This window comes from Pseudogracilibacillus sp. SE30717A, assembly GCF_037071985.1.
Lineage (GTDB): Bacteria > Bacillota > Bacilli > Bacillales > Amphibacillaceae > Pseudogracilibacillus.
In genome coordinates, this window is sequence record NZ_JAXHDF010000001.1 from 101,484 (window position 1) to 123,770 (window position 22,287).

Annotated in this window: 22 protein-coding genes and 1 pseudogene; 8 read left to right on the forward strand and 15 right to left on the reverse strand. The window is 36.3% G+C overall.

What is annotated here, in order from left to right; translation table 11 throughout:
- Positions 1-760 precede the first annotated feature (760 nt).
- From SPD48_RS00510 to SPD48_RS00525, 4 genes are all read right to left on the reverse strand, one after another.
- Positions 761-2,092 carry a short-chain fatty acid transporter gene (locus SPD48_RS00510; protein WP_336256086.1) on the reverse strand — a complete coding sequence of 444 codons (1,332 nt, stop codon included), beginning with the start codon at positions 2,090-2,092 and terminating at the stop codon, positions 761-763.
- A 161-nt stretch (positions 2,093-2,253) separates the two neighbouring features.
- On the reverse strand, positions 2,254-3,069 hold the full coding sequence (locus tag SPD48_RS00515) for a sulfurtransferase (RefSeq protein WP_336256087.1): 816 nt from the start codon (positions 3,067-3,069) through the stop codon (positions 2,254-2,256).
- A 12-nt stretch (positions 3,070-3,081) separates the two neighbouring features.
- On the reverse strand, positions 3,082-3,648 hold the full coding sequence (locus SPD48_RS00520; protein ID WP_336256088.1) for a DNA-3-methyladenine glycosylase I: 567 nt from the start codon (positions 3,646-3,648) through the stop codon (positions 3,082-3,084).
- Between the two features lie 2 nt (positions 3,649-3,650).
- Positions 3,651-4,484: a sulfurtransferase gene (locus SPD48_RS00525; RefSeq protein ID WP_336256089.1), complete on the reverse strand. Its 834-nt coding sequence runs from the start codon at positions 4,482-4,484 to the stop codon at positions 3,651-3,653.
- Between the two features lie 92 nt (positions 4,485-4,576).
- Between SPD48_RS00525 and pepT the strand changes: the two genes are divergently transcribed.
- On the forward strand, positions 4,577-5,815 hold the full coding sequence (gene pepT, locus SPD48_RS00530; RefSeq protein WP_336256090.1) for a peptidase T: 1,239 nt from the start codon (positions 4,577-4,579) through the stop codon (positions 5,813-5,815).
- Positions 5,816-5,916: 101 nt separating this feature from the next.
- On the forward strand, positions 5,917-6,903 hold the full coding sequence (locus SPD48_RS00535) for a D-alanyl-D-alanine carboxypeptidase family protein (protein ID WP_336256091.1): 987 nt from the start codon (positions 5,917-5,919) through the stop codon (positions 6,901-6,903).
- Positions 6,904-7,115: 212 nt separating this feature from the next.
- Here the strand turns inward: SPD48_RS00535 and SPD48_RS00540 are convergent, their stop codons facing one another.
- The 5 genes from SPD48_RS00540 to SPD48_RS00560 all read right to left on the reverse strand — a co-directional run bounded on the left by SPD48_RS00540 (position 7,116) and on the right by SPD48_RS00560 (position 11,005).
- On the reverse strand, positions 7,116-7,901 hold the full coding sequence (locus tag SPD48_RS00540) for an MBL fold metallo-hydrolase (RefSeq protein ID WP_336256092.1): 786 nt from the start codon (positions 7,899-7,901) through the stop codon (positions 7,116-7,118).
- 22 nt (positions 7,902-7,923) lie between these two features.
- Positions 7,924-8,376: a DUF2269 family protein gene (locus tag SPD48_RS00545; protein ID WP_336256093.1), complete on the reverse strand. Its 453-nt coding sequence runs from the start codon at positions 8,374-8,376 to the stop codon at positions 7,924-7,926.
- Between the two features lie 94 nt (positions 8,377-8,470).
- Complete coding sequence (locus SPD48_RS00550) at positions 8,471-9,352, reverse strand: fructosamine kinase family protein (RefSeq protein WP_336256094.1); 882 nt, start codon at positions 9,350-9,352, stop codon at positions 8,471-8,473.
- Positions 9,339-9,800, reverse strand: a complete 462-nt coding sequence (locus SPD48_RS00555; RefSeq protein ID WP_336256095.1) for a nucleoside deaminase — start codon at positions 9,798-9,800, stop codon at positions 9,339-9,341. The genes SPD48_RS00550 and SPD48_RS00555 overlap by 14 nt, the downstream gene beginning before the upstream one ends.
- Before the next feature lie 188 nt (positions 9,801-9,988).
- The gene (locus SPD48_RS00560) at positions 9,989-11,005 is read right to left on the reverse strand and encodes a PTS transporter subunit IIC (RefSeq protein WP_336256096.1); all 1,017 of its coding nucleotides are present in this window, start codon (positions 11,003-11,005) and stop codon (positions 9,989-9,991) included.
- 195 nt (positions 11,006-11,200) lie between these two features.
- Here SPD48_RS00560 and SPD48_RS00565 point away from each other — a divergent pair, with 195 nt between their 5' ends.
- A complete protein-coding gene (locus SPD48_RS00565) occupies positions 11,201-11,758 on the forward strand; it encodes a nitroreductase family protein (protein ID WP_336256097.1) in 558 nt (185 codons plus the stop codon).
- Positions 11,759-11,958: 200 nt separating this feature from the next.
- On the opposite strand, the gene SPD48_RS00570 is transcribed toward SPD48_RS00565, so the two are convergent.
- The 6 genes from SPD48_RS00570 to SPD48_RS00595 all read right to left on the reverse strand — a co-directional run bounded on the left by SPD48_RS00570 (position 11,959) and on the right by SPD48_RS00595 (position 18,254).
- On the reverse strand, positions 11,959-13,242 hold the full coding sequence (locus SPD48_RS00570) for a GntP family permease (RefSeq protein WP_336256098.1): 1,284 nt from the start codon (positions 13,240-13,242) through the stop codon (positions 11,959-11,961).
- Positions 13,243-13,276: 34 nt separating this feature from the next.
- A complete protein-coding gene (locus SPD48_RS00575; RefSeq protein ID WP_336256099.1) occupies positions 13,277-14,455 on the reverse strand; it encodes an acetyl-CoA C-acetyltransferase in 1,179 nt (392 codons plus the stop codon).
- A gap of 24 nt (positions 14,456-14,479) precedes the next feature.
- Complete coding sequence (locus SPD48_RS00580) at positions 14,480-15,259, reverse strand: 3-hydroxybutyrate dehydrogenase (RefSeq protein WP_336256100.1); 780 nt, start codon at positions 15,257-15,259, stop codon at positions 14,480-14,482.
- Between the two features lie 26 nt (positions 15,260-15,285).
- Positions 15,286-15,948: a 3-oxoacid CoA-transferase subunit B gene (locus SPD48_RS00585; RefSeq protein WP_336256101.1), complete on the reverse strand. Its 663-nt coding sequence runs from the start codon at positions 15,946-15,948 to the stop codon at positions 15,286-15,288.
- A 24-nt stretch (positions 15,949-15,972) separates the two neighbouring features.
- Complete coding sequence (locus tag SPD48_RS00590; RefSeq protein ID WP_336256102.1) at positions 15,973-16,659, reverse strand: CoA transferase subunit A; 687 nt, start codon at positions 16,657-16,659, stop codon at positions 15,973-15,975.
- A gap of 227 nt (positions 16,660-16,886) precedes the next feature.
- Entirely contained in the window at positions 16,887-18,254 is a 1,368-nt protein-coding gene (locus SPD48_RS00595) for a sigma-54 interaction domain-containing protein (protein WP_336256103.1), read from the reverse strand.
- 374 nt (positions 18,255-18,628) lie between these two features.
- On the opposite strand from SPD48_RS00595, the gene SPD48_RS00600 reads away from it, so the two are divergent.
- The 5 genes and pseudogenes from SPD48_RS00600 to SPD48_RS00620 all read left to right on the forward strand — a co-directional run.
- Positions 18,629-19,036 (forward strand): YwqH-like family protein, encoded by a 408-nt coding sequence (locus tag SPD48_RS00600; RefSeq protein ID WP_336256104.1) that lies wholly within the window; start codon positions 18,629-18,631, stop codon positions 19,034-19,036.
- Positions 19,037-19,303, forward strand: coding sequence for a YwqI/YxiC family protein (locus tag SPD48_RS00605; RefSeq protein ID WP_336256105.1), 267 nt, complete (start codon positions 19,037-19,039; stop codon positions 19,301-19,303).
- Between the two features lie 56 nt (positions 19,304-19,359).
- On the forward strand, positions 19,360-21,012 hold the full coding sequence (locus SPD48_RS00610) for an LXG domain-containing protein (RefSeq protein WP_336256106.1): 1,653 nt from the start codon (positions 19,360-19,362) through the stop codon (positions 21,010-21,012).
- A 12-nt stretch (positions 21,013-21,024) separates the two neighbouring features.
- Positions 21,025-21,504: a DUF2247 family protein gene (locus tag SPD48_RS00615; protein ID WP_336256107.1), complete on the forward strand. Its 480-nt coding sequence runs from the start codon at positions 21,025-21,027 to the stop codon at positions 21,502-21,504.
- A gap of 127 nt (positions 21,505-21,631) precedes the next feature.
- Positions 21,632-22,072: pseudogene (locus SPD48_RS00620) on the forward strand (IS110 family transposase); the annotation flags it as partial.
- Between the last annotated feature and the right edge of the window lie 215 nt (positions 22,073-22,287).

The following is a 22,287-nucleotide window of genomic DNA, read 5'->3' on the forward strand; positions in this document are numbered from 1 at the left end:
CCTCCTTCGTGCTACGCACTACGTAGTCTCACCGAGGCCTTTCCTCCCACAGGAGTCTACACATATTTCCTCCGCTAGGTGTGTTTAGTAAATAATTCTTAACAGTTTGATACTTCTATTACAATGGTTGATTGAAGCCGAAGGGCAGTCGACTCCTGGGGGAAAAGCACGAGTCTGAAGACCCCACAGCAGTAATTAATGATGGCCGACTAAGAGCGTCCTTTGCGATCGGCATACCCCTTATCAGGGCAAGGAGGATGAAGCCGTGCCTGTGGTGAAAGCGAATTATTTTTCCTTCGCTGTGATTCGTTTTCTGCTATACAGCGTAAATTGCTTTATTTTGGTAATTGATTGAGCAGAGGACAATCGACTCCTGCGGGAAAGCAACAGCTGAAGATCCCACAGAAAGCGATTTTGGCTTCCGAGGAAGCTGAAGCGTTGCCCGCGGAAAGCGAATGTCCGGAGCGCAAATCAACGATGCAGTATAGGTTTGGAAGAGGGAACTTAAAATACGTCACAGTTTACGTTTTTTGTGCAAAACAGTTTTATCATGATAAGGTTGTCAAGATATCAAATGGAACCATTTTTGAGTTAATCCACGTATCTGTTTAAACTCACTTTGTTGGTGCGAAAGTTGAGTTATTAAGCTTTTTTCATAAATTTATTGCTGTTTAATCTGCACAATGGATAGGAGCAAACCCAATGTGAATTTGTTACATTGGGTTGGATTCTAATCCCATTGATTAGCATATGGCTTTTATTAAAAGAATAGCAAACCAATTGCAATTGGGAAAAAGCTGTAGATCAAAATGATAACGCAAAATCCCATAATATCTCTTACCTTCAGTCCAGCAATAGCTAAAAGTGGTAATGCCCAAAATGGCTGAATCATGTTGGTCCACGCATCTCCCCATGCTACTGCCATTGCCGTCTTAGCTGTATCAGCTCCTATTTCGATACCGGCTGGAATCATGATAGGCCCTTGTACAGCCCACTGTCCCCCTCCCGATGGGACAAAAAAGTTAACTAGCCCAGCACTAATAAAAGTAAATAGAGGGAAGGTAAAGTCATTCGAAATACTTACGAACCATAATGACATTTGTTCTGATAAACCAGACTCAACCATCATCCCCATGATCCCTGCATAAAATGGAAATTGAACGATAATACCTCCAACATTTTTCACCGCATTGTTGACACTATGTAAAAATCTTCTAGGTGTTCGGTGCAACAAGATACCTAGGAAAAGCATGATTAAATTAACTAAATTAATGTTTAAATCAAATCCATTAGTTGCAAAGTGATAAATAATAAATACGACTCCGAATAGTCCAATCAATATAGAAATGATCTGACTGTTTTCCAATCGTTCAGATGGAGTTAAAGCTGATTCAGAAGCCGCTTCTTCATACGTATCTTCAAAATTATTATTCTCCCAATCAACTGGATTTTTAATTTCCAACCCTTCTCTTGACTTCATTAACATCCAATTTAAAAAAGGCATAGTAAGAAGTAAAAAGAAAACGATGAATAAATTAAAATTACTGAATAATGTTTCCGTAACAGGTATCGTACCAATCGTATCTTCTAAAAAATGTTCCGGAGTTGCAATTAGTAAAGGAATGGAACCGGATAACCCACCATGCCATAGTAAAAATCCGCTATACGCACTTGCTACAAGTAATCGATAATCAACAGAAGGCACTCGCTTCACAACTTGAATGGCTAGTAGCGCACCGACAACTAATCCAAATCCATAGTTTATTAAAGACGCAATGGAAGCAACAAATGTAACAAGGACGATTGCCTGTCCAGGTGACTTTGCTATCCTACTAGTCTTTTGTAATATCTTTTTTACGATTGGTGTATTAGCTAGTACATAACCAGTTACTACAATCAATGCCATTTGCATCGAGAACGCTAATAAATCCCAAAATCCGACTCCCCAAAACTCTACCATTTGAATCGGGGAACTTCCTGTCATAAAAATACCCATAATAAAAACAACTAACGTTAAGATAACGGCAAATAAAAAAGCATCTGGTAAATAACGTTGAACAACTCGATCAAAAAAATTTGTAATACTCCTCATAACTTTTTCCCCTTTATTGAACTATTCTATCAAATTTACTTTCAACTATTGTTCTTTATATATTCATCTTAAAGTCACTTTATGCTGGTAAGCAATCCTTTATATCGCATCTTTTGTAAGGTCTTTAGACAAATTTTTTCATTATATTTCTTTTAGTTAACTTAGTCTGTTTTCTCGACCTCATTATGATCATCTTTTATCCATTCACTAAACCCTCCAGGATAAATTTTAACCTCTTTAAACCCGGCTTCAATTAATGCAACGAAATTAATACAGGCTGAATTTCCGGAACCACATGAAACCATAATTTCCTCATCTTGCTGAAGATCTTTAAAGTGACAACGTAACTCCTCTGTTGTTTTCCATAATCCTTTTTCACTCATCACTCGTTTCGAATGATAATTTTTTGCTCCCGGAATATGGCCAGCCTTCTTATATTTAGGTTCCACTTTTCCACTATATCTATCATAGGACCGAGAATCTATTAACATTGCATTCTCTGTTTCTAAGCTAGCTTTAACTTGATCTATACTTACGACAATATCTTCATTTCTTTTTACATGATAGATAGTAGGGGAAAAAGCTGGTGTTTCAGTTGTCACTTCATTTCCCGCTTCGGCCCATGCTTTAAACCCGCCATTTAAAATATAAACAGGCTCATGTCCAATGTAATTAAAAACAACCCATGCTTTCGTTGCAGCTCGATGATTTCCTTGGTCATAAAGCACAATGGATGTATCATCACGTATTCCTAAATCCCCTAATTTTTTAGCAAGCATGTCAATATCTGGCAAAAAAGTATTTGTACCTTTAAAATATGTGTTAACATCTACATATAATGCTCCCGGTACATGACTATGTTTATAGGCTGCTTCTCCTGTTTCAAAATCATCATATTTAGTACGGACATCCAAAATTACGATCTCTTTATCGTCTAACTTTTTTCTTAATTCCAGTTCATCGATGATAATCGACATACACATCCCCCTTTATTCCCCGTATAGAAAACAAGATTTTGTATGATCGTTAATTAGACCAACTGCTTGCATAAAAGAATAACAAATGACAGGGCCCACAAAAGAGAAATCTCTTTTTTTAAGCTCTTTACTTAGTTTTTCTGATTCTACACTTTTAGCTGGGACCTCTTCATGATATTCCCAATGATTTATTATCTGCCTTCTGCCTACTATTTCCCACAAAAAGGCGTGGAAGCTCCCATACTCCTCTTGTACTTGGAGAAATGCTTTTGCATTTCGGATTGCCGACTCGATCTTTCGCTTATTTCTTATAATCCCTTTATCTTCTAAAAGTGCTCCTTTTTTATCCGAAGTGTAAGTTGCGATGATCTTGGGATCAAAATTGTCAAAAGCATGACGATAATTTTCTCGTCTTTTTAAAATTGTAATCCAACTTAATCCAGCTTGTGCCCCTTCCAATAATAACATTTCAAATAGATAGCGATCATCATTAAATCTATCCATGTTTCCCCATTCTTCATCATGATATTTTATATATAACGGGTCATTTGTTACCCATTTGCATCGTTCTTTTTCCATTATTATTCCTCGACCGTTTCAATCGGATTGTCTTCATATGAGATCCAATCACTAAAACTACCTGGATAAAGTTTTACATGATGATAACCTGCCATCTTAAGTGCTATAAAATTAGGACAAGCTGATATACCTGAGCCGCAAGAAACAATAATATCCTCCGAGTCCTTTAAAGAAGAGAAGTGCTCCTTTAATTGTTCAACATTTTTCCACTGTCCCGATTCATCTAAAACCTCTTGCCAAAAATAATTTTTAGCACCCGGAATATGGCCTGCTTTTTTATATAAAGGTTCTGTTTTACCTAAATATCTATCTCTTGCTCGTGAATCAATTAAAAGACTTTTTTGTTTATCTCTATGTTTTACTTCGTGCATATCAACAACAATGTCTTTTCGTAAACGTGGAGTAAAATGAGCATTTTTTTCTGTTGGAATTTCTTTTGTCACATCATACCCCGCGTTTTTCCAAGCAGTATATCCACCATCCAACACATAGCATGACTCATGTCCCATATAATATAAAAGCCACCAAGCTCTTGCCGCAAACATATCATTTTTAGCATCATATATAACTGCACTGCTTGATTCATCAATCCCCATTTTACCGAGTTTTCCCGCAAATATCTCAACATCTGGTAGTGGGTGGTTTCCTCCATGTTTCTTAACTTCTCCTGATAAGTCTTTTTCCAAATGCAAATAGTATGCACCAGGTATATGACCTTCCTTATATAAAGCTTCACCTTGATCGGGGTCGGTTAAATTAGATCGAACATCGATAATAACCAAATTATTATTACGGCTTTTTTCCTTCAATTCCGTTGGTGTCATTATATAAGTCATTTATTCTTCCTCCTTAATAGTTGCACTTTCTTTTAGTTTACCATACCATTTTTTAATAAGACTTCATTATTTGAAAATTGGAGGAGTTATTAATGAATTTAAAAGCTATATTGCAAGAACGTCTTATTCGTTATGCCAAAATAGATACCCAATCAAATGAACAATGCGATACTACTCCAACAACAGAGGGCCAACTAGAACTCGCACGGATGCTCGTTCAAGAACTTACAGACATCGGGTTGGAGGACGTCACCATGGATGAGAATGGCTATGTAATGGCTACCTTACCTGCTACAAGTGAAAAGGATCTCCCTACCATTGGCTTTTTAGCCCATTTGGATACTGCTACAGATTTTACAGGAAAAAACGTGAATCCATTAGTGTGGCAAAATTACGATGGAAATGAATTAATTTTAAATCAGGCGTTGGATGTAATTATGTCGCCAAAGGAATACCCTGAACTTACTAATTATAAAGGACATACTCTTATTACAACAGACGGAACAACCTTATTAGGAGCCGATAATAAAGCAGGAATTGCTGAGATTATGACGGCAATGGAATACTTACACAAACATCCAGAAATCGAACATGGGAAAATTCGTGTTGCTTTTACTCCTGATGAAGAGATTGGCCGTGGACCACATAAATTCAATGTAGAAAAATTTAATGCTGCCTTTGCTTATACAGTCGATGGTGGACCACTAGGAGAATTGCAGTATGAAAGCTTTAATGCCGCCGCTGCAAAAATAGTTTTCAAAGGGAATAATGTTCACCCTGGTACGGCTAAAGGAAAAATGGTGCATTCAACAAAAATAGCTAATGAGTTTATGAATATGCTTCCCACAAAAGAGGCGCCTGAATATACTGAAGGATATGAGGGGTTTTTCCATCTCATTTCTGTCGAAGGATCTGTTGAAGAAACCGAACTCTATTATATTATTCGTGACTTCGACAAAGAAAAATTCCAAACGAGAAAATCACTCATCCATAACATCGTTAAAGAACTTCAACAAAAGCATGGAAAAGATTCAATTGAGTTGCAAATAAAAGATCAATATTTTAATATGCGTGAAAAGATCGAACCTGTAATGGAAATTGTTGACGTAGCAAAGGAAGCAATGAAGTCTTTACATATTGAACCAATAATTGAGCCGATTCGTGGAGGTACAGATGGCTCTCAACTTTCATTTATGGGCCTTCCAACACCTAATATTTTTACTGGCGGAGAAAATTTTCACGGTAAATATGAATTTATTTCAGTTGATAATATGGAAAAAGCAGTACAAGTAATTCTAGAAATATGTAAACGATTTGGGGAATCAAAATAGATTAGATGACATCTATTTTTAACATGGATTATAAAAATTTTTAATTGCTTTTCATTCTGATTTTATGAGAAAATAGCTAGCGATATGGAGGATATAGAAAAATGAAAAGAAGAATTATACTTATACTACTTATAGCTATTTTCATAGTCGGTTGCAGTTCTGAAAAAGAAAAAGAAGCTGGAAATGAGTCTACACCAAATGATGATGAGGAAACTGTGAAAGAGCTACCAGAAGAATCATTGCAAAAAGGCGATGAAAACGAGCAAGTCCTTGCTCTTCAAAACGTATTAATAGAAATTGGATATCCAGTAGAACCTTCTGGCAAGTATGACTCGTTAACAACATGGGCCATAACGGATATTCAGTTACAGAATGATCATTTATCTGTATCTGGTACGTATAACGAGGATGTTAAAAAAGTAATAGAACAGATTTTAAACAACAATGAGTCTATTGAAGTTGCCAGCATATTAGAAGAGCCTTCCCACCCGGACGAATTTGTAGAGATTGTTGAAAATCCGTATGATATTCTCGTTTTAGTTAATAAAAATTATGCATTACCTAACGATTTTGAACCTCAAGATCTAGTTGTTCCAGACGTTCGTTTTCCATTTGAAGAAGACGATCCTAAAAAGCAACTAAGAAAAGAGGCAGCAACTGCACTGGAGAATCTGTTCGAAAAAGCCGATCAGGAAGGGATCGAATTGTTTGCTCAATCAGGCTTTCGTTCATATGACAGACAAGAAGCAATTTTTGCTGCTAATGTAGAACGTCATGGAGAAGAGCATGCAAACACATACAGTGCTCGTGCCGGAGAAAGTGAACATCAGACAGGCTTAGTAATGGATGTAACTTCACAATCTGCCCAGTTTGATTTAACGACTGATTTTGGTAAAACACCAGAAGGGCAATGGGTTAAAGAACATGCTCACGAATATGGATTTATAATCCGCTATCCAGAGGGAAAAGAAAATATTACAAAGTACCAATATGAGCCATGGCATTTACGCTATGTCGGTGAAAAAGCAGCTGCAGAAATTGCCGCCGCCGACATCACATTAGAAGAATATTTAGGTGCTGACTATTAAACTAGCGGAAGACTGCGGGGAAAAACGCTACATTTAAACATAAACCTTGTCGTGACGCTGAATAGCACGGGGAACATGCTAAGTAAATTCGAACAATGTAGAGTAGCGCATGTAGATCGGATAAAGCTTTCCAATAATAAACTAAAGAAGTCGAACCATCTAGCTTACGAAGCAATTTGATGGTTCGACTTTTTTATAAACCCCTTTGCTTTTTACCCAATAATAGAATGAATAAAGTGCATGGGAGAGTTTTCAAAAAATGAAAAGTAATGCATCGGGTGACGCCGTGGAAAAAGCTGTTTTCGAATTTGCTTAGGAGAAAGACCTTTATTATATAAGAATAATATTTCTTGTTGTTGACTAATTAAATAGTCGAGTTTCTTTTTTATCGCTTTTTTCCCTTCAAAAATGATTCCAGCATGGGAACAAACATAAATATCAAAATCATATGCCAATACTTTTCGTAATGATTGGATCGTTTCTGGTACAGATTCAAATCGAAACATACTTTTGGGAGTCGGTTGAACAAACAAATCCCCTCCAAATAACCAGCCTTTTTCTTTATTAAAAAGTGCTACATGGTCATCTGCATGTCCCGGTGTATGGATCACTTCCCAGCTATACCTTTCTGTATAAAGTGTTTCCGGCAAAGCTTTCGCTTCAAATGGTTTCCTAGCTCCCCAAAATAAATGTCGATATAAAGGCAGTTTTGCCTTCTCCTTACATATATCTACTCCACTTTCGTGAATATAAATAGGTACTTGTTTATGTGAATGGATCCAATTTGCCAATCCTGTATGATCTTCATGATGGTGAGTTAAAACGACGTTATTAAACGTCCACTGCTGAAAAAGCGGAATTAAATAATCTGCACTTCTAGCAGGTCCTGTATCAATTAATAATTCATCAATCAGAAAAATAGAGACAAGTAGCTTTTGTCCCCCACGTGTAATAGTCATCTCTACTTGACTAAGATCTTCAAAAGACTTCATTTTCATCTTACTACCTCAAATCATCTTTCTATAAAGGTTTTGTTATCATTAATAAAATTATTATAAAAAATAGTATATTTGTTATTCGTTCATAGAAAAAAAGTCGTTTTGCTAACGGATAATACGTTTCTGGTATTTTCTCGCCTTCATATTGCTGCAACAACTTTTTAATGGGTTTTGAATTTGGGGCAAGCACAATTGGGCCAGCACTTAATGCAATAAGAAAGAGGATTATACTGCTGAAATACCAAAACTGCCCAAAAAGGTAAGGGCGAATTAATCCCATAGCTATTCCGGTAATGATTAATAATGTTCCACCAACCATAACAAATAAATGGATTCGATTCCTTACTTTATATGCATGCCTAAGCTCGGTCATCGTCTCTGCCTTTGTTACAATATAAATCATCACAAACCCGGGACCTAGACCTACAATAGCAGAAAAAATATGGATAGTGATTAGAACGTCATATAAGGACATATAAAAACCTCCAAGCTGCTTATTAGTCTACAATCTAACCATACACTATTTCAACAATTGGAGGTATCATTTTTATTCATTTTTTCTGTACTCTTTATTCTCCTACATATCTGCTTAATATAGAATCAACATTTTCTCCGTAAGACTCACCAAATAAGTTTAAATGAGCTAATAAATAATAAAGTTGGTATAACGGCTTTATATCATCGTAATCTTTTCGTAAAGGATAGATCTCATCGTAAGCATCATAAAACTTACTAGAAAACCCTCCAAATAATTCTGTATAAGCCATTTCAAAATGACGATCGCCATATAAAAAGGAAGGATCAACGATAAATGGTTCCCCTCCTGGCCCCACTATCCAATTACCTGAATATAAATCACCATGCAGATGAGACGGCTCAACAAAACTAGGTATATACTTCTCCAATTGTTCCATTAACTTTTCTAATCGCACACGACGCTGATCTTTGATAAGTCCTTTTTCAATTCCTTGGTTAATTTGTGAACCAAGTCTATACTCCTTATAATACTCTAGCCAATTTGCGTTTAGCTCATTCGGCTGAGGCAAAAGCCCAATATATGTATCGTTTTGAAAACCATGCATCCGCCCAAAACATTGGTGTAAATGAGCTAGTTTTTGACCAAGCACTGTTTCTGTATCATCTGTCTTTTTTCCTTCAATCCATTCAAGAAGCAGAAAAGCTTTTCCAGGCTGATCAGAATAGGATAGAAAATTAGGAACTGAGATTCTTCCGGTCTCCTTAATAATACGTAAACCAGTTGCTTCGCTTTTAAAAAAGCCTTTAGGTGAGTTAAGATGAAACTTCATAAAAAACTCCGCATCTACTGTTTGAATATAATATGCTTCGTTTATAGAACCACCTTTTATTTTCTTAATTGTTTCTAAGCCTGAGTAATCTCTACCGTTTTCTAAAGCAATTTTTGCAAGACGTTCCATATTATCCATTTGCATTACTGTCTTTCCAAATTTCCATCGGGTTTTCCTGAGACTCTTCCAAAGGCATATGCTTCATCATAAGTTTACGGTCCTCATTAGGCTTTGTTAAATCATCATAAATAACTTTCGACATACCTAAACCAACCTCGACTGCATCATTTACAGATGCACAGTAATAAACATCTGTTATCCCTGCAAAGTACATTGAAGTTAAACACATAGGACATGGTTCTCCGCTAGCGTACATTGTATATTCGGCTAAATCATGTGTTTGCAACTTTTCTTGTGCTTTTCGTATCGCAATTAATTCGGCATGACCACTCACATCAAAATGTTTATGGAGTTCATTTACTCCTTCCGATACAATCTCTCCATCTTTCACCAGTGCAGCACCAAAAGGCTGTCCCCCTTGACGAACATTTTCTATTGCAAGGTCGATTGCCCTCCGCATAAATTGATCCACTATTCATACCTCCTAAGCAATACCATCATCTTATAATAATGAGTTGATTCCTACCACTTATCTTATTGTAACTTATTTATCCATTAATTTCTTATAATAACTTGATTCGTTTTGTTTCTAAGATTAACGGTTACTTATCGTCAACGATTCGTTATCCTTAGTCAATTACCTCTTTAACAGACTCTTTATTATTCATAGCTGATTTTCATATCGCCTAGCTTAATCCAGCCTAACTTTTTAAAAAAGACAGTAAAAAGAAAACTAATGAAAGCAGGAGCGATAATATGTAAAATTAATACCGCCCAAAACACCTGCATTGTGAAACCCATAGTTTCAAATGCCATTATTTGCCCAACAAGACCACTTGTACCCATTCCAGCTCCAGCAGTATTATTAGCCATTTGAAGCCAGACGGTTCCAATCGGTGCAAGAATGGCGCCTGCCATTGTTGGTGGAATGATAATAGCTGGATTTCTTAATATATTCGGAACTTGAAGCATGGAAGTTCCAATTGCTTGAGCTAAAAATCCACCCACACCATTATCCCGGTAACTTGAAGCAGCAAAACCAATCATCTGTGCAGAACACCCGATAGCAGCTGCTCCTGCTGCAAGACCATCAAGTGAAAGCATAAAGGCTATTGCTACGCTTGAAATCGGAGCGGTTAACGCCCATCCCATTAGGACAGCTACCAATATTCCCATGATAAAAGGACGTTGAGTTGTTGACCAATTAATAATGTCACCAAACCAAAGCATAAACGTATTTATCGGCATCCCGATTAACTTCCCAGTAACATATCCAATAAAAATTGTAATAAATGGCGTTACAATAATATCGACTCTTGTTAACTTATAAACAAGTTTACCGAATTCAGTGGCGAAAAGCACTGCCACATAACTGCCAGCCGGTCCCCCTAGTTCAGCACCAAATGCTCCTGCAAAGAGTGCTGAAAAAAGAACTAACGGTGGAGCTTTTAGGCCATGAGCAATCGCTACTCCAATTGCCCCTCCCATTATTTTCGAATCCATTGCAAACGTTCCGATTTCTACAAATGAAGCGATATTTAATTGCTCACCAATCGTTTTAAAAATCAAACCAATTATTAAAGATGAAAATAATCCTAACGCCATATAACTTAAGGCAGTTATGATGTATTCCCTTGCTGATAATGTGATCCCTTTGTCTGCTAAATACTGTTTCAATTTTATCCTCCTTTGTGAACTCTTTCACACAACAATTCTCATATACAGTATACATATTTACAGGTGTCTTGTCACTAGTATTTTTAATTGTAAGAAATAAAGCTTGGCGAGTTGTATTTGCTTAACAATAGTTATTTCGTTATAATTTGGATGATTATGCTATGAAAATACACACTTTATGGGGGTAAGACTCACATGAATATAAAAAATAAATCTGATTTAGCTACCATCATTAGAGAACGTCGGTCAGTTAAAAAAGGTTATACAAATAAAAAGGTTGAGGAAGAAACTGTTCGGGAGTTGCTAGAAGATGCTATTTGGGCGCCGACTCACGGCATGAGACAGCCTTGGCGATTTCTCTTTGTGGATAAAGATAATTTACCATCTTTTGCAAAAAAAGTTGCTGCAACATATCCAGTGGAAATGCAACAAAACCGAGAAGATTATTTAAATGAACCTAATGCTATTCTAGTCGTTATTATGGAAGAACCTGAAGCACAAAAACAATGGGATGAGAACTATGGAGCTACTGCAAGTATGATTCAAAATTTCTGGTTACTTGCATGGGAGCATGACTTAGGTGTTGTATGGAAAACAAATCCCCATATTTACGATCCGAAAGTAAAAGAATTATTAAATGTCGCTGAAAATGAAAAAATTGTAGGTTTTGTTCATCTTGGTTATTTTGAGAAACAGCCTATCAAAAAAGACCGTATACCACTTGCAGATAAATTCACAAAATATATAGGCTAATTTAAGAGACTGTAACATAAGAATTTTTATGATAGAAAAGACGAACGATGCTAGATGTATAATAGCTCCGGAAATATCCTTGCTTTCTAAAGGCAACGTATATTTCCTGCATATTGTTCGTCCTTTCAATTGCTAATTTTATTTATATCCCAGCTTCTAGTATCATTACACAAAACCATTAATAGGTCGTTGATTATAATTTAATAGATACCGATCGATGCTAATAATATTGCAACAACAACTGAAATAATTGGAATTAAAACTGCGACAATAAATATATCTAAATAACTATCTTTATGTGTCATCCCCGTTATTGCAAAAAGGGTCAATACCGCTCCGTTATGTGGTAAAGTATCAAGTCCACCTGAAGCAAGTGAAGCTATTCGGTGAAATTGCTCAGGATCTATTCCAGAGCTTTGTGCAATTTCGTAATATTTTGAGCCTAGCGCTTCTAAAGCAATTCCCATTCCTCCTGAAGCGGAACCTGTCGAGCCGGCTAACACATTAACCGCTATTGCTTCAGAAATAAGTGGATTTCCTTTTATACCCATTAACATTTCTGTCAGTTTCTCAAATCCAGGTACAGCTTTTACAACTGAACCGAAACCAACCGCAGCACTCGTATTAATAATTGCAGTCATTGAACCAATTGCTCCTTCATTAATGGCTTTAACAAAACGTTTAAATTTATGAATATTCAGCAATAAAATTAATACAATTCCTGCTATTAGTGACAAAATAATATCCCACTTTAATAAGTTTAGTGTGACAAGCACAGTCAATAATGGCAATAAAGAAAGTAAGAATGATGGCGCACTTCCTTCAACATTAACAATTTTACTATCTTTTGGTTCTGTATAAACCTCACCATTTGCTTTTAACTTCTTTTCACGCCAACGAAGATAATAATACCCTCCGCCTCCCATAATTAGTCCAGCTACGATACCCATAATAGGTGCTGCTGTTGCAGTCGTATGAAAATATTCCATAGGGATAAGATTTTGAATCTGTGGTGTACCCGGGATCGCTGTCATGGTAAAAGTAAACGCCCCCAGTGCTACTGTTCCTGGAATGAGACGTCTTGGAATATCAGCTTCTTTAAATAACGTTAAAGCTAACGGATAAACTGCAAATACGACCACAAATAAACTAACACCTCCATACGTTAAAACTGCTGCAGAAATAAACACACCAAGAATAGCTCTTTTGGTTCCTATTAATCTAGTCATGGCAACAGCAACAGATCTTGCCATTCCCGTATCTTCCATTAGCTTGCCAAAGACTGCACCAAGCATGAATACTGGAAACCATGCTTGGGCAAATCCAACGAATCCGCCCATATAGGTGTCCTTATAGGCATCAAGTAAGTCCAGTCCCCCAGTTAATGCAACAATTCCGGCAGCGATTGGTGCTATCCATATGATAGACCAACCTAAATATGCTAAAACCATTAATACAACAAGTCCAGCAAATATACCAAACATAAGACCCCTCCATTTTATTAATAATAATTAATTACTAAAGTGCTTCTACAATCATTGCGATTCCTTGCCCTCCACCAATACAGAGAGAGACGACTCCATATTTTGCATGTTGTCTTTTAAGTTCTTGTATAAGTGAATAAAGAACACGTGTCCCACTTGCACCAATTGGATGACCTAATGCGATTGCTCCACCATTAACATTTACTTTTTCTCTGTTTAGTCCGAGTTCTTTTTCAACAGCGATATATTGAGCCGCAAATGCTTCATTGATTTCGAATAGATCCATGTCATCTAATGTTAAATTTGCTCTCTCCAATGCAATCTTTATCGCAGCGACCGGACCAATACCCATAATAGCTGGATCAACTCCTGAGACGCCCCAGGAGATTATTTTTGCAACTGGAGATACATCATTCTTCTGAACAAATTCCTCTCCGGCAATAACAACTGCTGCAGCACCATCATTAATCCCGCTAGCATTCCCTCCAGTTACTGTTCCATTTTCTTTAAATGCAGGATTTAATTTTGCTAGTTTTTCAACTGTTGTGTCTTCACGAATATGCTCATCTTCTTCTACTAATTTTTTACCTTTTCTTGTTTGTAACTCAACAGCTATAATCTCTTCAGAAAACTTTCCCGTTTTTCTCGCTATACCTGCACGTTGATGACTTAAATAAGCATACTCATCCTGGTCTTCACGTGAAATTTGATATTTTTCTGCTAAATTTTCCGCTGTAACTCCCATTCCGCATCCAATATACTTATCCGTTAAAGCAGCCCATAGCATATCATCTATTTGTGGTTTACCAAGCTTCGTGCCAAATCTACTTCCTCGTATAGCATAAGGGGATAAACTCATATTCTCAGCACCTATTGCTAACGCTACTTCTCCTTCATCTAGTTTGATAGATTGAGCTGCTGAAATAACGGCCTGAAGCCCCGAACCACATAACCGATTCACTGTAAGTGCTGGACTAGCAATAGGAATTCCTGTTTGAAGGGCAATATGCCTTGCCAAATAAGGAGCATTTTTGGATGAATGGATTACATTCCCTAAAACGGATAGATCGATATTTTCTGGAGAAATGCTACTTCTTTTTATTGCTTCTTTACTAACAATTGTCCCTAATAAGGTCAAATCCATATCTTTGAGAGCGCCTCCAAAACTTCCAAAAGCTGTACGTGCCCCTTCTAATATATAAATCTCCTTCATTACTTTGCCTCCTGAAAAATTCTATTATTGTGCTGTATATCCCCCATCTAAAACTACTGCCTGCCCTGTGACACCTTTTGCTTTATCACTTGCTAAAAACATGGTGTAATCAGCAATCTCTTGTACTTGTAAAAGCCTTTTTTGTGGAATAAGTGGATATAGAACTTCTTCTAAAACTTTCTCCAAGGAGATATTACGATTTTTTGCTAAATCTTCAAATTGATTTCTTACGAGCGGTGTATCTACATATCCGGGGCACATTGCATTTACGGTAATACCGAAATCCGCGCCCTCTAACGCTGCCACTTTCGTTAATCCAATCAAGCCATGTTTCGCACTATTATAGGCAGCTTTTCCTGCAAAACCGATAATCCCGTTAATGGATGCCATATTGATAATTCGACCAAATTTTTGTCTTTTCATAATCGGAAACACATGTTTGATCGCCATAAATGGCGCAACAACCATCAACTTGTTTATAAACTCAAATTTTTCTGTAGGAAAATCCTCTATTGCCGCTACATATTGCATGCCCGCATTATTAATTAATACATCCAATCTCCCATAATGCTCGACGGTTTTATCTAAAGCCTCTGTTAATTCTTCTTCATTTGTTACGTCACATCTCAAGCCCAAGCAGTCATAACCATTCGCTTTCATTTGTTCAATTTCTTTGTTTAACTGTTCTTCATTTATATCCGTTAAGACTACCTTTGCTCCGTTTTTTGCAAATTCTTTCCCAATTTGATTCCCAATCCCACTTGCTGCACCTGTCACAAAAACAACTTTATCTTCTACAAACATGTTTATCATCCTTCCTAATTAACTCGTTATGCAATTGTTTCACTAATGATAAGGTTGGCATCTGTACCTTTAATTACCTCTTCTTTGGTCCAACCATTTAATACTTCTATTAAAACTACTCCTTGATCGGTCACATCCATTACAGCTCGTTCCGTAATAATACGATCAACTACACCTTTACCAGTTAACGGAAGAGTACATTCTTTACGTATTTTTGATTCACCTTTTTTACTTACATGCTCCATAATAACGACAACTTTACTTGCTCCATGGACTAAATCCATTGCCCCGCCCATACCTTTAATCATTTTCCCTGGAATCATCCAGTTTGCTAAATCACCTTTTTCAGATACTTCCATTCCACCAAGTATCGCAAGGTCTAAATGTGCGCCTCGTATCATTGCAAACGATTCTGCACTATCAAAATAAGAGGCTCCAATCGCTTCAGTAACCGTTTCTTTCCCAGCATTAATTAATTCAGGATCTACATTTTCTTCCGTTGGGTACGGTCCAATTCCTAGTAACCCATTTTCAGAGTGTAGAATCACCTTTTTATTTGGTTCAATATAGTTCGCTACCAATGTCGGCATACCAATACCTAAATTCACATAGAATCCGCTTTTGATTTCTTTAGCGGCTCGTCTTGCAATACTTTCTCTAACCTCGGCTTTCGTAAGTTGCTTTCCCATTAAATTTATTTCCTCCTTAAGCATTTAACGTAATGTCACACGCTCAATTCTTTTTTCTTGTTTCCCCTGAATCGTTCCTTGAACATAAATTCCAGGGGTATGAATGCTATCGGCATTTAAAGAACCAACTTCTACTAATTCTTCCACCTCAGCGATCGTCACCTTACCTGCAGCAGCCATTATTGGATTAAAGTTTCGAGCAGTTTTGTTGTACATCAAATTTCCATAAGTATCTCCTTTCGCCGCACGAACCAGGCTAAAGTCAGCCTTTAACGCTGTTTGAAGTAAATACTCTTTCTGATTAAATGTTCGTACTTCTTGATTTTCAGCAATAGGCGTACCCACTCCTGCTGGTGTATAGAAGGCAGGAATTCCAGCTCCACCTGCTCGAATTCTTTCTGCAAGAGTACCTTGCGGGGTTAATTCTACTTCGAGTTCTCCAGATAGTACTTGCCTTTCAAATTCTGCATTTTCCCCCACATAAGAACCTATCATCTTATCAATCTGCTTATTTTGTAACAATAGTCCGAGTCCCCAGTCATCTACTCCACAGTTATTAGAAATAACTGTTAAATTTTTCACTTTTGATTCGACTAATGCGAGAATTAGATTTTCCGGAATCCCAACAAGCCCGAATCCTCCAACCATAATCGTCGATCCATCTTCTATCTTTCGTACTGCTTCTTCAAATGATTTATAAATCTTTTTCATCACCTATGCCTCCTTCACCCCCTATAACATGCAAGAGTCATGCCAACTTTTAATTTGCAAAATCCCTTGTGCCTACTCATTTTTCTTAACATATAAAAAACTCTGTATTCCAAAGATCTGGAAAACAGAGTTCATTTACTTCTTTTTTTATTGTAAGCACTCTCATTGGCCTTACTCATTTACACACTTTCCGAAAACACGGAATACATTTCCGGAATTACGGAAAATCATAAACTGTATTTATTTATTTTTTCATATAAACTTGATTTCCCAATATCCAATAATTTCATAGCTTCATTCCTATTTCCATTTACTTTATTCAATGCTTGTTTGATCATTTCTTTTTCTGTATGCTCCAACACCTCTTTTAACGTCCTCTGGTGGTCGTGTAACTTATCTGCAGTTGGCTGCAGATGGTCTGGCAGATCATCCAATGTTATCATTTCAGAGTTTGTTAGATGGACAGCTGATTCAATTACATTTTCTAATTCCCGTATATTCCCCGGCCATCGGTATGTCATAAACATGTTCATGACCTCATCTTCAAAGTCGATTATCCTCTTGCCAACCCGTTTTGTTATTTGATGTAGAAAGTATTTAGAAATAATTCGTAAATCTTCTCTCCTTTTTCGAAGTGGAGGGATATGAATTTGAACAACATTAATCCGATAAAATAAATCTTCCCGGAATTTATTTTCCTGAATCAATCTTTCCAAAGGCTGGTTTGTTGCAGCAATAACCCGTACATCTACTTTCTTTGACTCTATTGATCCAACTGCTTCAATTTCGCCTTCCTGTAATGCCCTTAATATTTTAGCTTGAGCCCCAATTGGCATGTCACCAATTTCATCTAAAAATAAAGTCCCACCTTCAGCAAGCTGAAATTTTCCAATTTTTCCACCCTTTTTTGCGCCTGTAAATGCACCTTCTGCATATCCAAAAAGTTCTGATTCCAATAAATTCTCAGGTATAGCAGCGCAATTTACTTTGACAAACGGCTTATTATTTCTCTCACTTAGCTGATGAATACTGTGAGCAAATAATTCCTTTCCCGTTCCGCTTTCGCCCCTAATTAAAACAGAGACTTCACTTGGTGCAATTCTTTTAATCTTTTCTTTAATATTTTCTAATTTTTTAGAACTTCCAACAATGTCATGGAGAGAATAGGTTGCTCCATGATTGTTTTCAAAACGGTTTCGGTATTCTTCCAATTCAAGTAAAAGATCTTTAATATGACTATTCATCATCTTCCATTCCTTCGTATCACGAAAGAGTACAGTACCAACAGCTGCAACTATTTCTCCATCTACACAAACAGGAATACGATTAGCAATCATATGGTTTCCACGAATATATTGTAAATCTGCAATTTCCTCTTTCCCATTTTGAACTACGATATGCATTCTTGTATTTTCAATAACATCTGTAACATGCATCCCAATAGCTACATTTTTTTTCACTTCTAAAAAGTCACAATACGTCTGATTTAAATAAGTAATTAACCCTTGACTATCAACAATTACGAGACAGTGATAAGCATTTTCAAATAATATTGCAAACATTTCATCTTGATAACTTTTTGGCATTTTATACATATATTCACCTCTTGAATATAGTCATCTTAATCTACATAACCACGCTACGTATAATTATAAATATATAATCCTGTTTTGCAATCTAGTTTCTAATTGATAAGAATTTTGATGGGGTATAATAAAATACACCCATGACACGTTACCTCGACATGTAATTGAAAACAATTCACTACAATGTTTCCCCTGATTATGTACTCTCCATAACAAATACTATAGTACTTTTTACATGAATTAAAATTAGTCCTTTCCGTTTAGACGAAATACGTATCTAGTAATAAACGGTTATTTTTTTGAAATTCTATCAGAAAGGTTTGAAATACAAACTGCTCTTTGGTAATATTATCCACACATTTCGGTAGGAGGAGTATGACCATATGGCTATTTTTGCTTACGAAATTAGGAGAACAGAAGATTCCATTCGTTTCATAGCTAATGAACTCAGTAGCCTGCGTCAAGATGTGGAACGACTGAAGAGGACCAAAAATCGGTTGCTTTTATCATTTGAGAAATTCATAGATAGACAAAAAGAAATTTCCAAACCTTCACTTACAAAAGATACTTGGCAAGGAGAGCTTGCAAATGAATTCCTTATGTATAGACAATACGAATTAAAAGGCAGTTACCTTACAATTCCTCATGACCAGCTAACTAAACGAATCGAACAAATAGAACAAAAAATAAGTCAGCTAGAGGCAACTATGATCAACTTGGAAAATCAGTTACAAGCAAAACGTACACAGTTAAGTTATTTAAGAAGTAAACAAAGGGAGGCACTTACGTAAATGGAAATAAATCTTAATGAAGCTACCATTAAACAAGCTATTTCCACGCTATCCTCTTCCACTAAGGCATTAACATCGACTCTCTCTGAAGTAAAAGGAAAAAACGAACTCGAATGTATAGAGCGGATAAATAAAATAAATGCTGCCTATTCTTCGTTGCTAACACAGTACCAAGCCTTATTATTAAAAAACATCACTGTAACAGAAAAAACTGTTGAAGCATTCATTGAAAAGGATCAAAACTTAGCGACTACTCTTTTCAAGTAATACCGAGTTTTTTATAATGAGCTATTTAAGTAGCGTGTTAAAGGATGGTTATGTGTGTGAAGGTTTTAGATGTTAAAAGTTTATCTGATAGTGTACAGTCGATACATAAAGACATACAAACAATTCAAAGCCAAATTTCAGCTATCCAACGTGCAGTACGGGGAATAACCGAGTCAGAAGCAGAATTAAAAGGAGAAACAGGCAAGGCGATTCGTAATTTTTATCAAGAAGTTCATCAAACATTTCTCATTTTTCTTCACCAATCTCTAACAGATTATTTTTTTATTTTAAAAGGGATGAAAACATCTTTTGGGGAATTCGAAGGCGATAAGAATGGTTTCCTCCGTGAGGCTTTTATAGATGAAGAGATTAAAAGTGGAATAGACAAAGCGGAAGAGATGACGTATCGTTTAATTACATTAGCAAACGAATCGATGAGAAGCATTTCCGATCTTATCTCCCTTTCTCCATTAAATATGGAAGAGTTTAGCCAATATGCGGAAAAAGGTAGAAATATCTCTAGTGCATTGGTGGAAACCTTGTATGAAGTGGATCACCAACAAACAAAGGCATTAAACGATGTGGAAGAAAATTTGGATCTTTTACAAGATTACTTGAGTGAAATGGCAATTTCTTATGGAGACAATTCTTCCATTATAAATTTCAAGCCCTTATCCGCATTTAATCTTCCATCTTTCAAAAAGGTAAGAGAAACGATATATGGAGGAGAATCCCAACTTGATCAAACAGATACAAGCATTCTCCATATGATGAGGGACCCGAACACATATAAAGGGGTAGGACTCGGATTCTATGATGTTGGAAAAGATACAGTGGAGGGAATCTATGACCTTTTTAAAGATCCATTTGGAGTGATTTCTGATTTACTGCTTTTTATAGGAAATGCGAGATTCCGCCCAGTAGAGACCTCTCTATATATAAGCAAAGCTTTAACAGATTCCTATATTAAAAATGTCGTCAAAGGTGATAACGAGAGCAAAGCACGATGGTTCTCCTATATATTTGGGACAATTGGAATTGAACTGATAGGCCCAAAAGGCGCAGGTACAGCAGTCCGAACATCAAGAAATATGTCGCGAATGAACCAGCTAAAGGGCACACATCCTCTAACGATAGAAAGTCCAGGTGTATATACAAATATCATTGGAAATGATCGTATACTCACAATAGAGTACCAACCAACAGCGTACAATGTATATAATACTGATTATATTTTAGAGCAGTTAACGGGTAAAAAGAATAGTGGAAATAGTAGAGAGATGGTGTCCGATAAGGGTACGGGTGAAGCTGGTCAGAAAGTCAGTGGAGCTAATTCTAAAGTAATTGAAGAACTTGAAGGTCCTGTTATAGATGGAACACGAGTTGGAAGTGGGAAAAAGGTTGATGAAGTAAAACCAGTTTGGGGAAGAGACGAAAAAGGGAAACCTTTTATAGAAAAAGAGTTCCCTCATGTATCAAAGGAACATGGTTTTTCTGATGTTATTGATAATTATTCAAGATTTGCGGAGGAGTTTCCGCTAGTAGGAGGGGACGGCATTAAAAGAGAATTATTCCAAATAACAGGTAGTAATAATGGCAAAAAAGGTGTTTTTGAATGGATTGTTGAGCCAAATGGTGACGTGAACCACAGGAGATTCATTGAAAATGGAGTTATAACGGGTAAGCCAAATCAAATTCCAAAAAAGTAGGAAGTGAATAATATGAACTTAAAAGATTTAAAAAATAGACATATTAAGTATGACTGGAAAACTATTTTTGTAGGTGTCCAAGAAAATTATTTTAAAAAAGACGTTATTTCTGACTATGCGGTAGAGTTGATGGAGATTGGTGATGAAAGTGGGATTGTTAGTGAACTTGCATGGGGAGTATCTAGTGAAGATTTAGATAAAGTGATGTTAGAAATAAAAACTAATTATTTCCCCCAATTAGATGAAGAAAGCCCAATATTAAAAGAGGAGAATAGAAAACTCAGATTTGTTTATTTATCTGGAATAAAAGAAAGATGTAAAGAAGATAATGAATTATTAAATAAAATTGCAGAGTTTTATGGAAATCATCACTACCCAGAAGATATGGTGAGTTTTGTTAATTATATGCCTCAAGAAGTTCCAACTACGAAAGAAGATATGGTAAATAGGTTTAATAATTTTTTAAAATTAGAGGGTGCGAGATTTAGTTAGCTATTTTACTTGATTCTGAGGACAGAGAAAGAAGAACTTAAAAGAACAAGAGAAAAAGCAATTTATGGGTATTTTAAGCCAATTTGTGGGTTTCTCGGGCACGGACAAAAGCACCGTAGAAAAAAATTGGTCGATACAACAACTGGTCACTTGAAGAAGTGCATTAGTAAAGGCACAAGGTGCTTTAAAGAACCAAATGCATATTCAATTAAGTCACCACTATCCAGGCTATAAAAAGTTTTTTTCCGAAGTAGATAGAAAAACAGCATTGGCATTTTGGGAACGATACCCGTCTCCACCGTGTTTAGAGGGGTTAAGTGTTAAGCAATTGACTATATTTTTATTAGAATTCAGCAACAATACATGTTCGGTGAAAAAAGCGAGTGGGACTTTAAAGGTGGTGAAAGAGGATGGAAACACAATATTAGAACACCAAGAAACACGGGACTTTCTAGTAAAGAGCATCATCCGAGACATTTCATTTAAGAAGCAGGAAATTCGTTATGTAGAACGAGAATTAAAAGGGTTAATGAGTTTACTAAACTTTCAACTAGACACGATGCCAGGCCACATTCTGAAAAACATATGTATAATCCAAGTAGACCTTTACTTCTACTCCTAATAGGTCACAATATGGTGAAGATGTTGATGTAGCCAAGTGAAGACAAGAAATAATGACTAATCCCGATAAAGCTTATTCAATTGACGAATCCTAATAATCCAAATCCAAAAAATAACTAAGTATTATAAAGAATTTGACAGGAATATCAGCACACCTGATAC

Excerpts from the sequence above, each read along its gene's own strand:
- SPD48_RS00510 (WP_336256086.1), bottom strand. The coding sequence starts at position 2,092 with ATGAGGAGTATTACAAATTTTTTTGATCGAGTTGTTCAACGTTATTTA.
- SPD48_RS00515 (WP_336256087.1), bottom strand. The coding sequence starts at position 3,069 with ATGTCGATTATCATCGATGAACTGGAATTAAGAAAAAAGTTAGACGAT.
- SPD48_RS00520 (WP_336256088.1), bottom strand. The coding sequence starts at position 3,648 with ATGGAAAAAGAACGATGCAAATGGGTAACAAATGACCCGTTATATATA.
- SPD48_RS00525 (WP_336256089.1), bottom strand. The coding sequence starts at position 4,484 with ATGACTTATATAATGACACCAACGGAATTGAAGGAAAAAAGCCGTAAT.
- pepT (WP_336256090.1), top strand. The coding sequence starts at position 4,577 with ATGAATTTAAAAGCTATATTGCAAGAACGTCTTATTCGTTATGCCAAA.
- SPD48_RS00535 (WP_336256091.1), top strand. The coding sequence starts at position 5,917 with ATGAAAAGAAGAATTATACTTATACTACTTATAGCTATTTTCATAGTC.
- SPD48_RS00540 (WP_336256092.1), bottom strand. The coding sequence starts at position 7,901 with ATGAAAATGAAGTCTTTTGAAGATCTTAGTCAAGTAGAGATGACTATT.
- SPD48_RS00545 (WP_336256093.1), bottom strand. The coding sequence starts at position 8,376 with ATGTCCTTATATGACGTTCTAATCACTATCCATATTTTTTCTGCTATT.
- SPD48_RS00550 (WP_336256094.1), bottom strand. The coding sequence starts at position 9,352 with ATGCAAATGGATAATATGGAACGTCTTGCAAAAATTGCTTTAGAAAAC.
- SPD48_RS00565 (WP_336256097.1), top strand. The coding sequence starts at position 11,201 with ATGAATATAAAAAATAAATCTGATTTAGCTACCATCATTAGAGAACGT.
- SPD48_RS00570 (WP_336256098.1), bottom strand. The coding sequence starts at position 13,242 with ATGTTTGGTATATTTGCTGGACTTGTTGTATTAATGGTTTTAGCATAT.
- SPD48_RS00575 (WP_336256099.1), bottom strand. The coding sequence starts at position 14,455 with ATGAAGGAGATTTATATATTAGAAGGGGCACGTACAGCTTTTGGAAGT.
- SPD48_RS00580 (WP_336256100.1), bottom strand. The coding sequence starts at position 15,259 with ATGTTTGTAGAAGATAAAGTTGTTTTTGTGACAGGTGCAGCAAGTGGG.
- SPD48_RS00585 (WP_336256101.1), bottom strand. The coding sequence starts at position 15,948 with ATGGGAAAGCAACTTACGAAAGCCGAGGTTAGAGAAAGTATTGCAAGA.
- SPD48_RS00590 (WP_336256102.1), bottom strand. The coding sequence starts at position 16,659 with ATGAAAAAGATTTATAAATCATTTGAAGAAGCAGTACGAAAGATAGAA.
- SPD48_RS00595 (WP_336256103.1), bottom strand. The coding sequence starts at position 18,254 with ATGTATAAAATGCCAAAAAGTTATCAAGATGAAATGTTTGCAATATTA.
- SPD48_RS00600 (WP_336256104.1), top strand. The coding sequence starts at position 18,629 with ATGGCTATTTTTGCTTACGAAATTAGGAGAACAGAAGATTCCATTCGT.
- SPD48_RS00605 (WP_336256105.1), top strand. The coding sequence starts at position 19,037 with ATGGAAATAAATCTTAATGAAGCTACCATTAAACAAGCTATTTCCACG.
- SPD48_RS00615 (WP_336256107.1), top strand. The coding sequence starts at position 21,025 with ATGAACTTAAAAGATTTAAAAAATAGACATATTAAGTATGACTGGAAA.